Annotated in this window: 8 protein-coding genes; 5 read left to right on the forward strand and 3 right to left on the reverse strand. The window is 71.6% G+C overall.

Annotated elements, in window-relative coordinates; translation table 11 throughout:
• Nucleotides 1-72 precede the first annotated feature (72 nt).
• A complete protein-coding gene (locus tag ACWGI8_RS02975; RefSeq protein WP_453658090.1) occupies nucleotides 73-2856 on the forward strand; it encodes an alpha/beta fold hydrolase in 2784 nt (927 codons plus the stop codon).
• On the forward strand, nucleotides 2853-3731 hold the full coding sequence (locus ACWGI8_RS02980; RefSeq protein ID WP_453658092.1) for an ABC transporter permease: 879 nt from the start codon (nucleotides 2853-2855) through the stop codon (nucleotides 3729-3731). The genes ACWGI8_RS02975 and ACWGI8_RS02980 overlap by 4 nt, the downstream gene beginning before the upstream one ends.
• A gap of 19 nt (nucleotides 3732-3750) precedes the next feature.
• On the opposite strand, the gene ACWGI8_RS02985 is transcribed toward ACWGI8_RS02980, so the two are convergent.
• Nucleotides 3751-4344: a DNA-binding response regulator gene (locus ACWGI8_RS02985; protein ID WP_453658094.1), complete on the reverse strand. Its 594-nt coding sequence runs from the start codon at nucleotides 4342-4344 to the stop codon at nucleotides 3751-3753.
• A gap of 384 nt (nucleotides 4345-4728) precedes the next feature.
• Here ACWGI8_RS02985 and ACWGI8_RS02990 point away from each other — a divergent pair, with 384 nt between their 5' ends.
• Nucleotides 4729-6300: a YfbK domain-containing protein gene (locus tag ACWGI8_RS02990; RefSeq protein WP_453658096.1), complete on the forward strand. Its 1572-nt coding sequence runs from the start codon at nucleotides 4729-4731 to the stop codon at nucleotides 6298-6300.
• Between the two features lie 129 nt (nucleotides 6301-6429).
• The gene (locus tag ACWGI8_RS02995; protein WP_453658098.1) at nucleotides 6430-6891 is read left to right on the forward strand and encodes an anthrone oxygenase family protein; all 462 of its coding nucleotides are present in this window, start codon (nucleotides 6430-6432) and stop codon (nucleotides 6889-6891) included.
• Nucleotides 6892-7098: 207 nt separating this feature from the next.
• Here the strand turns inward: ACWGI8_RS02995 and ACWGI8_RS03000 are convergent, their stop codons facing one another.
• Nucleotides 7099-7680, reverse strand: a complete 582-nt coding sequence (locus ACWGI8_RS03000) for a cupin domain-containing protein (RefSeq protein ID WP_453658100.1) — start codon at nucleotides 7678-7680, stop codon at nucleotides 7099-7101.
• A 332-nt stretch (nucleotides 7681-8012) separates the two neighbouring features.
• On the opposite strand from ACWGI8_RS03000, the gene ACWGI8_RS03005 reads away from it, so the two are divergent.
• Complete coding sequence (locus tag ACWGI8_RS03005; RefSeq protein WP_453658102.1) at nucleotides 8013-8531, forward strand: flavoprotein; 519 nt, start codon at nucleotides 8013-8015, stop codon at nucleotides 8529-8531.
• Between the two features lie 126 nt (nucleotides 8532-8657).
• On the opposite strand, the gene ACWGI8_RS03010 is transcribed toward ACWGI8_RS03005, so the two are convergent.
• A complete protein-coding gene (locus tag ACWGI8_RS03010; protein WP_453658104.1) occupies nucleotides 8658-8861 on the reverse strand; it encodes an acyl-CoA carboxylase epsilon subunit in 204 nt (67 codons plus the stop codon).
• Nucleotides 8862-8899 lie beyond the last annotated feature (38 nt).

The following is an 8899-nucleotide window of genomic DNA, read 5'->3' on the forward strand; positions in this document are numbered from 1 at the left end:
ACCCGAGGAGGTCGCTGAGTTCCGCCCGGCGGCAGCCGCGCTCGGCATGGGCGTCCGCTTAAGGTTTCAACCATGAAGATCCGACTTCCCCGGCGGGCGAGCGTGCCTCGGCGACGCGGGCGATGGTTCGCAGGGATCGCCGCCTTTGCCGTGCTCGCAGGCGCGGGTACATGGACAGCGGCGGCCTCGGACGACGAGCCCTCCGTGCACCGCGAGGACCAGGTGCTGCCCATGCCGGGGGCGAGGATCGACACCTCGTTCTTCACGTCTGCCGCCTCCGGCACCGGGCGGCGGCCCGCGGTGCTGCTGGGACACGGCTTCGGCGGCAGCAAGGACTCCGTACGGGAGCAGGCGGAGGCGCTGGCCCGTGACGGGTACGCCGTACTGACCTGGTCCGCGCGCGGCTTCGGCGCGTCGACCGGCGAGATCGGGCTCAACGACCCGGATCACGAGGTCAAGGACGTCTCCCGGCTCATCGACTGGCTCGCCAAGCGCCCGGAGGTCCGCCTGGACGCGACGGGCGACCCCCGCGTCGGGGCGACGGGTGCCTCGTACGGCGGGGCGGTCTCGCTCCTCGCGGCGGGGTACGACCGGCGCGTCGATGCGATCGCTCCCGAAATCACGTACTGGAACCTCGCGGACGCGCTGTTCCCGGACGAGGTCTTCAAGAAACTCTGGGCCGGCATCTTCTTCACCACCGGCTCCGTGGGCACATCCGGACCCGCACCGGACGCGGAGGCTCCGGCGGGGACGGACACACCCGCCGGGACCGAACAGGGCGCGGCCGGGCGCGACGACAACGGCCCGGCTGCCATTGGCGGCTCTGCCGCACCCCCATGCGGGCGTTTCCAGCCCACCCTCTGTGCGATGTACGAACGTGTCGCCGCCGCAGGCCGACCCGATGCCGAAGCCCGCGCGCTGCTGGAGGCGCGCAGCCCGTCCGCTGTAGCCGACCGCATCAAGGTGCCCGCGCTCATCGTGCAGGGCCAGTCCGACTCGCTCTTCCCGCTCTCGCACGCCGACGCGATGGCCAAGGCGATCAAGGGGAACGGTGCGCCTGTCGCCGTCGACTGGATCGCGGGCGGACACGACGGCGGGGACCTGGAGACCGACAGGATCCAGGGGCGGGTCTCCGCGTGGTTCGACCGGTATCTGAACGGGAACGAGGCCGCGGACACCGGCCCGGTGTTCCGCGTCAGCAGGACCGGAGGAGTTGACTCCACCGACGGGCAGGCGACCCTGCGCGGCGCCACCGCCGCGAGTTACCCGGGCCTGCGCGCCGACGGACAGACCTTCGAACTCGACGGTCGCGCGCAGACCTTCCGCAATCCGGCAGGGGCGAACCCGCCCGCCATCTCCGCGGTGCCGGGCGTCGGCGGGGGGCTGTCGCAACTGTCCTCACTCGGCGTCGGGCTCTCCCTCGACTTCCCCGGGCAGTACGCCCGCTTCGACTCCCAGCCACTGGACCGGCGTACCCGGATCACCGGCTCGCCCACCGTCCGGGCCACGGTGACGTCCGACAACGGCGAAGCGGTCCTCTTCGGCAAGGTGTACGACGTCGGCCCCGACGGCCGTCAGCAGGTGCTGCCCGCGCAGCTCGTCTCCCCGGTCCGGGTCCAGGGCGCCGAGCCGGGCCGCACCGTCGAGCTGACGCTGCCTGCCGTGGACCACGAGGTCGAGGCCGGCCACCGGCTCCGCCTCGTCCTCGCCGCCACCGACCTCGGCTACGCGTCACCGGCCGCGCCGGCCACTTACACCGTGGCCCTCGCAGGGAAGCTGACGGTGCCCACCGCGCCCGGCGTCACGACCCAGGCCGCCGGGATGCCCTGGTGGGTGTGGGGCCTGCCCGCCGCGGGCGCGGCAGTCGCCGCCGTGCTGCTGCTCACCGCCCGCCGCCGCACCACGGCCCCCGCGCCCGACCCTGAACTTGCCGACGTACCCCTGCAGATCGACGGACTGACCAAGCGCTATGCCAAGTCCGCCGACCGGTACGCCGTGAGGGACCTCTCCTTCCGTGTCGAGAAGGGCCAGGTGCTCGGACTCCTCGGCCCGAACGGCGCCGGCAAGACCACCACTCTGCGCATGCTGATGGGGCTGATCGCTCCCGACGACGGCGAGATCCGCGTCTTCGGACACGCCATCAGGCCCGGTGCGCCCGTGCTTTCCCGGGTCGGCGCATTCGTCGAAGGGGCGGGCTTCCTGCCGCATCTGTCCGGCCGGGAGAACCTGGAGCTGTACTGGCGTGCCACCGGCCGCCCCGCCGAGGACTCCCGCATCGAGGAGGCCCTGGAGATCGCGGGCCTCGGCGATGCGCTCGCCCGCGCCGTGCGCACCTACTCGCAGGGCATGCGGCAGCGCCTCGCCATCGCGCAGGCCATGCTCGGTCTGCCGGATCTGCTGATCCTCGACGAGCCGACGAACGGGCTCGACCCGCCACAGATCCGTGAGATGCGGGACGTGATGATCCGGTACGCAGCCGGAGGCCGGACCGTCATCGTCTCCAGCCACCTGCTGGCGGAGGTCGAGCAGTCCTGCACGCATCTCGTCGTCATGGACCGCGGCCGACTGGTGCAGGCGGGCCCCGTCGCGGAGATCACCGGCTCGGGCGACACCCTGCTGGTGACGACCGCCGAGGAACTGTCCGCACCACTCGTGGAGAAGATCGCGGCCCTGCCCGGGATCGGCTCCGCGGTCCTCACGGACGACGGAGACGGGCTGCTGGTCCGTCTGGACGGCGCGAGCGCGGCCGGTCTGATCGCCGAACTCGTACGGCTGGACGTGCCGGTGACCGCCGTCGGCCCGCACCGGCGCCTGGAAGACGCGTTCCTCACCCTGATCGGAGGAGCATCCGCATGAGCACCGTGCACAACGGGCCGACCGTGGCGACCGCACCCGGCTATCGGGCGCGGCACACCCTGCCGCTCCGCGTCGAGGCGGTACGCCAGCTGAAGCGGCGGCGGACCCTGGTGATGGCAGCGATCCTGGCGGTGCTGCCGTTCGTACTGATCGTCGCTTTCGCGATCGGCGGCACTCCGGACGAGCGCGGCGGGGGCGGCGACCGCATCACGCTGATGGACACGGCGACCGCTTCCGGTGCGAACTTCGCCGCGACCTGCCTCTTCGTTTCGGCGGGCTTTCTGCTCGTGGTGCCGGTCGCGCTGTTCTGCGGGGACACCGTGGCGTCCGAGGCAAGCTGGTCCTCCCTTCGCTATCTGCTTGCGGCACCCGTGCCCCGGGCGCGGCTGCTGTGGTCGAAGCTGGCGGTCGCACTGGGCTTCAGCGCGGCGGCGATGCTGCTGCTTCCGCTGGTCGCACTCGCCGCGGGAACGGCGGCGTACGGCTGGGGGCCGCTGGCGCTGCCCACCGGGGGCTCCCTGGCGACGGCGGACACCGTGCCGCGGCTTGCGCTCGTCGTCGCATTCATCTTCGTCTCCCAACTGGTCACGGCAGGGCTGGCCTTCTGGCTGTCGACCAAGACGGACGCGCCGCTGGGCGCGGTCGGCGGCGCCGTCGGTCTGACGATCATCGGGAACGTCCTGGACGCGGTGACGGCACTCGGCTCCTGGCGCGACTTCCTGCCGGCGCACTGGCAGTTCGCCTGGGCGGACGCGCTGCAGCCCCAGCTGGAGTGGGGCGGGATGGTGAAAGGCACGGCCGTCTCGGTGACATACGCACTCGTCTTGTTCGCCCTGGCATTCCGCGGGTTCGCCCGGAAGGACATCGTGTCCTGACCCCCGGGGCGCCGCCCGCTCAGATCCAGCCACGGCGGGCCGCTTCCGCTCCCGCGCGGAAGCGGCTCGCCGTCCCGAGGGCCGTCAGGAGCTCGCCGACGCGGCGGCTGTACGTGCGGGCCGACATGCCCAGACGGGTCGCGGCCGCCTCGTCCGTGAGACCCGCCAACAGTGCGTCGAGGACCGGGCGCAGATGTGCGGGGGCCGTCCCGCAGGCGGCGGCCGCGAGGTCGTCACCGCCGTCCCACCAGGCGTGATGGGTGCGGACCAGGGCCTGGACGACGACCGGGTCGCGGATCAGCAGCACTCCGTTGCAGTGCAGGTCGAGATCGAGCGGCAGGGCCGCGACCGTACGGTCCGCGACGACCAGTTTGAACGGGATCGAGTCCGCCACCCGCGCCCGCCCGTCGATGTGTCCGGCCGGCGGCAGATACGGGAGTGCCCGCCGCGGCACGATACGGCGGACCGTCGGCGGTCGCCCCGCCGCAGTGCGGGTGCAGGCGATGGCGAGCGCACGGAACGCTTCGGGCGCGGCCGCCTGGCCCACCGGGTCGTCGAACGTGAGCAGTTCATGACGGGCCGAGTGGACCAGACCCGTCAGTGTGGCGCTCACCTGCGCGGGTCCTCTGACAGACCGTCCCGGCACCTCGGGCAGGGCAGGCCTGCACTTCACGGAGCCCGGTCTGGGCATGGCGATGACATTCGGCACGGCTGACCACCCCCCTGATCTCGGAGCCGTACACCACTCCATGTACGCACGTGACTGCGAATCGTGACAAGCCCCAGTTCAGGGGATGGCGAGTGTCTGCCAGTCGCTTCAGTCGCGACGTGGGTGTCCGTCAGTCTGGAGTTGCGGCGCGGGAAGCGATCCATGCCGATTCCGCCCAGCGACCGCTTGCCGTTGCCGCATTGAGATTCATCCGCAACTCGTTCGACTGCTCCCCCGGACCGTCTCGCACGTCACATTCACAAGTGCTGACGATCCAGGGGGACGGAAATGACGCCGTACACAAGGACGTACAGAGGAGCGGTCGTGGCGCTGCTGGCCGGGGCAGTGCTGCTGACCGGCTGCGGTGCGGGTGGTGGGCAGGTCGATCGCGCGGCGCAGGGCGGGGGCGAGCACCGGGGCGCGGAGGGCCAGCCGGCGCCGATGGTGCCCGACGGCGGCGGCCGGCCTGCGGAAGGCGGCCATGACGAAGGAAAGGAGGGCGAACAGAGCAGCGACGCACAGCGGGACATGGCGCCCGCACCCGACTATCTGTCCACGTTCGCGCTGGATGTGGACACGGCCTCGTACGGCTACGCGCGGCGCAGCCTCGCCGAGGGACGGCTGCCCGAGCCGGACTCCGTACGGCCCGAGGAGTTCGTCAACAGCTTCCGGCAGGACTATCCGCGCCCCGAGGGCAACGGGTTCACGGTGAGTGTGGACGGCGCCCACGCGGCCGGCCGGGACGGTGAGGACTGGTCGCTGATGCGGGTGGGCCTGGCGACTCGTTCGTCCACGCGCAGCGCCGAACGGCCCCCGGTCGCGCTGACGTTCGTCGTCGACATCTCCGGGTCGATGGCCGAGCCCGGCCGGCTCGACCTCGTCCGGGAGTCCCTCGGCATCCTCACCGACCAGCTGCGCGAGGACGACTCCATCGCCCTCGTCACCTTCAGCGACAAGGCCGAGACACGGCTGCCGATGACCCGGCTCGCCGGCAACCGGGACACCATCCACAACATCGTCGACGAACTGGAACCGACCGACTCCACCAATGTGGAGGCCGGCGTGCGCACCGGCTACGACGTCGCCGTCGAGGGCCGCAGGCGTGGGGCGAACAACCGGGTCGTGCTCCTCTCCGACGCACTGGCCAACACCGGTGAGACCGACGCCGACGCGATTCTGAAGCGGATCGAGGACGCCCGCCGCGAGTTCGGCATCACGCTCTTCGGCGTCGGTGTCGGCAGTGAGTACGGCGACAAACTGATGGAGCGGCTCACGAACCGGGGTGACGGCCACACCACGTACGTGTCCACCTCCGCGCAGGCCAGGAAGGTTTTCGTCGACCAACTGGCCGCACATGTCGAGTTGAGGGCCCGCGACGCGAAGGCGCAGGTCGCCTTCGACCCGCAGACGGTGAAGGAGTTCCGGCTGATCGGATATGAGAACAGGGCGGTTGCCGACGAGGACTTCCGCGACGACAGGGTGGACGGCGGGGAGGTCGGCCCCGGTCACACCGTCACGGCGCTGTACGCGGTACGGCTCCGGGAGGGCGCGAGCGGGCATGTCGCGACGGCGACCGTGCGCTGGCTCGACCCACGGAGTCGGGCCCCCCATGAGGCGTCGGGCACTGTGGAGACGGCCGCTCTCGGCGGAGACCTCTGGTCGCCGCGTACCTCGCCGCGGCTGCAGGTCAGCGCCGTCGCCGCGTACTTCGCCGAGCGGCTGCGCGGTTCCGACACTCCGGGCGTGCCCCGGTTGGACGCCCTCGGGGAGCGGGCAGGCACCCTCGCGAAGCGCACGGAGGACGCGTCCGTACGTCAGCTGGCCGAGTCGATCCGCCAGGCCGACGCGCTGCTCGAGTGACAGGCTGACCGGTAGGGGTGGCTGAGCGGTAGGGGTGGCTGACCGGCGGAGCGGCCGGCCACCTCTCCGCCTGCCTGGCCGCGGCAAGTGGGCTGCGTACGCCCCCGCGTCCGCGTCATGATGTGCGGCATGGCCACCTTGCTGCTCGCCCTCGCCGTCATCTTCACCGGCCTGTACGCGGGCTTCATGCTGATCTTCCAGACCGCGATCATGCCTGCGCTGGCCAGGCTCTCTGACGACCAGTTCGTACCGGCCATGCGACGCATCAACGAAGAGGTGCCGCGCGCCGTGTTCCTGGTGGTCTTTCTGGCCGTCATCGCGTTCCCGGTGGCCGCCCTCGCGGTGCCCGTCGAGGGCCGTTCGGACACCCAGATGTGGCTGATCCTGGCCGGACTGGTGTGCGCCGTACTCAACCACCTGGTCACGATCGCCGGGAACATCCCGCTGAACAACGCGCTGGCCTCCTCCGAGGCCTCTCCCGACTCCGAGGTCCGTGCCGCGTTCGAGGCGAAGTGGAGTCGTCTCCACCGTGTCCGGACGGTGCTCGTCCTCGCCTCGTTCGCCCTCCTCGTATGGGCCTCGCAGGCGTGACGGAAAGCCGACACTGACGGCAAGTCGACAGCTCCCAGGGGCGGGGAGCCTTGTACGGTCGTAACGGCACACGTGAGACAACGATGTCGGCTCGGACTCCGGCGCGCCCCGCCGGGCACGGCCGGGGACGGGTTGCCCCGGTCGTTCCCCCATGCCGACGGGGGCCGATCCCCCCACCCGGGGCAACCCGTCTCCTTCGGAAGCGGTTCAGCGGCCGGGCAGTCGCTCCCCGCACCGACCGCAGTAGCGTGCGTCGGACTCCGCCGCGAGTCGCCCGCATTCCGGGCACACCCGGTCCAGCAGACACGGGGCCTCACCGCCCTCCTGCGCCGAACCGTCCACGTCAGCCCAGCCGTCGACGTCCGGGGATGCAACTTCCAACCCACTGAAGTCCGTAGGCCTGTCGACGTCAGCCGCCCCACCGGCGCTCTTGATGACCAGCCCGGGGCGCCGGCGGTGCACGCTCAGCTGGACGAGCCCCTCGGGCCCGGCGCGCAGCGCCCGCCGGCTGCCGTGAGGCAGCCACACCACCGATCCCGCGGTGACCTCGTGGCGCACGCCGTCCACGTCCAACAGCCCGCTGCCCGCGGCCACATACAGCAGAACATCCAGATCCGGCTCCACGTGCTCACCGATCCCGGCGTCCGGTGGCAGCCGCACCACATTGGCGTCGAGCTGCCGCCCGCCTTCCGCGAGGCGCCACAAGGCCCCGCCCCGCTCGGCTGACGCATCATCGGCCAGCAGGTCGGCCAGCCGCGCGAGTACGCCCGGGCCGGAAGGAGACGCCATGCCATTCCTCCTGCGCTCAACCCCCACGCCGGATCCTCGCCGGACCCCCGAAGCCACGGATGCTACTACTGCCTCAGCGCCCCGACGGCCGGACGGGCCGGGGTCCGAGCGCTGCCCGCCCCCTCCATGCGGCCGCCAGGCAACCGTTCGGCAGCCGTCAAACTGCCCTTGAGCAGCAGTCGTCAAACGGTCCGACATCATTCAGACAGCGTCGACCAGGAGTCCCGCATCGAGGGTTCAGGAGACCCGCATCGAGGGTTCGGGAGTCCCGGGTTGAGGGTTGAGGAGTCCCGGGTTCGGGAGTCGAGGGTTCAGGAGTTCAGGAGTTTCGCGTGAGTGAGCAGCCGAAGAAGCCGTTCCTTTACGTCATCGTGTGCGCGGCCGGGAACGCCGGCGACGTCGGCAAGCTGATCACCGGCGCGCAGGAGCGTCAGTGGGATGTCGGGGTCATCGCCACCCCTCAGGGCCTCGGCTTCATCGACGCCGAAGCCGTGACGGCCCAGACCGGCCACCCGATCCGCTCGGCCTGGCGCCGCCCCGGCGAGGCCCGTCCCTTCCCGCCCGCGGACGCGATGGCGGTGGCTCCGGCCACGTTCAACACCATCAACAAGTGGGCCGCTGGACTGGCCGACACCCTTGCCGTGGCGACGCTGTGCGAGGCGTACGGGGCGGGCGTCCCCACCGTCGTGCTGCCGAGCGTGAACGCCGACCTCGCCGCCCATCCCGCGTACCGGGAGAGTGTGGCCCGGTTGCGCGGGATGGGCGTACTGATGGGCGGGGGCGGGCCGTTCCGCTGGGAGGAGGCACTGGAGCTGCTCGCCCCGGCGATGGCGGCCCGACGAGCCGACTGAGCGCCTACGGCCGTATCGACGACCCTGTCCACGGCCGTATCGACAACCCCCTCCACGGCCGTATCGACGACCCTGTCCACGGCCGTATCGACGACCCTGTCCACGGCAAACTCGGCGGCTGCGCCGTCAGAGCGCGGTCCAGTCGCCCGGGGCACGGAAGGCGGACGCCGCGCGCCAGCGTGCGGTGTCTCGCGGCGGTGGACCCAGGGCGGGCCCGGGCACGGGCTCGTTGCGTGCGCGGTGGAGCAGGACCGCGGCGAGGGCGGCGAGTTCGTCAGGGTCCGGGTCACCGCGTACGACGCGGATCAGAGGATCGGGAGTGCGGGGCATCTGGCCTCCTTGTCAGCGGATTCCGCGCCCTTCCGCGC

The organism is Streptomyces sp. NPDC054841 (genome assembly GCF_053611045.1).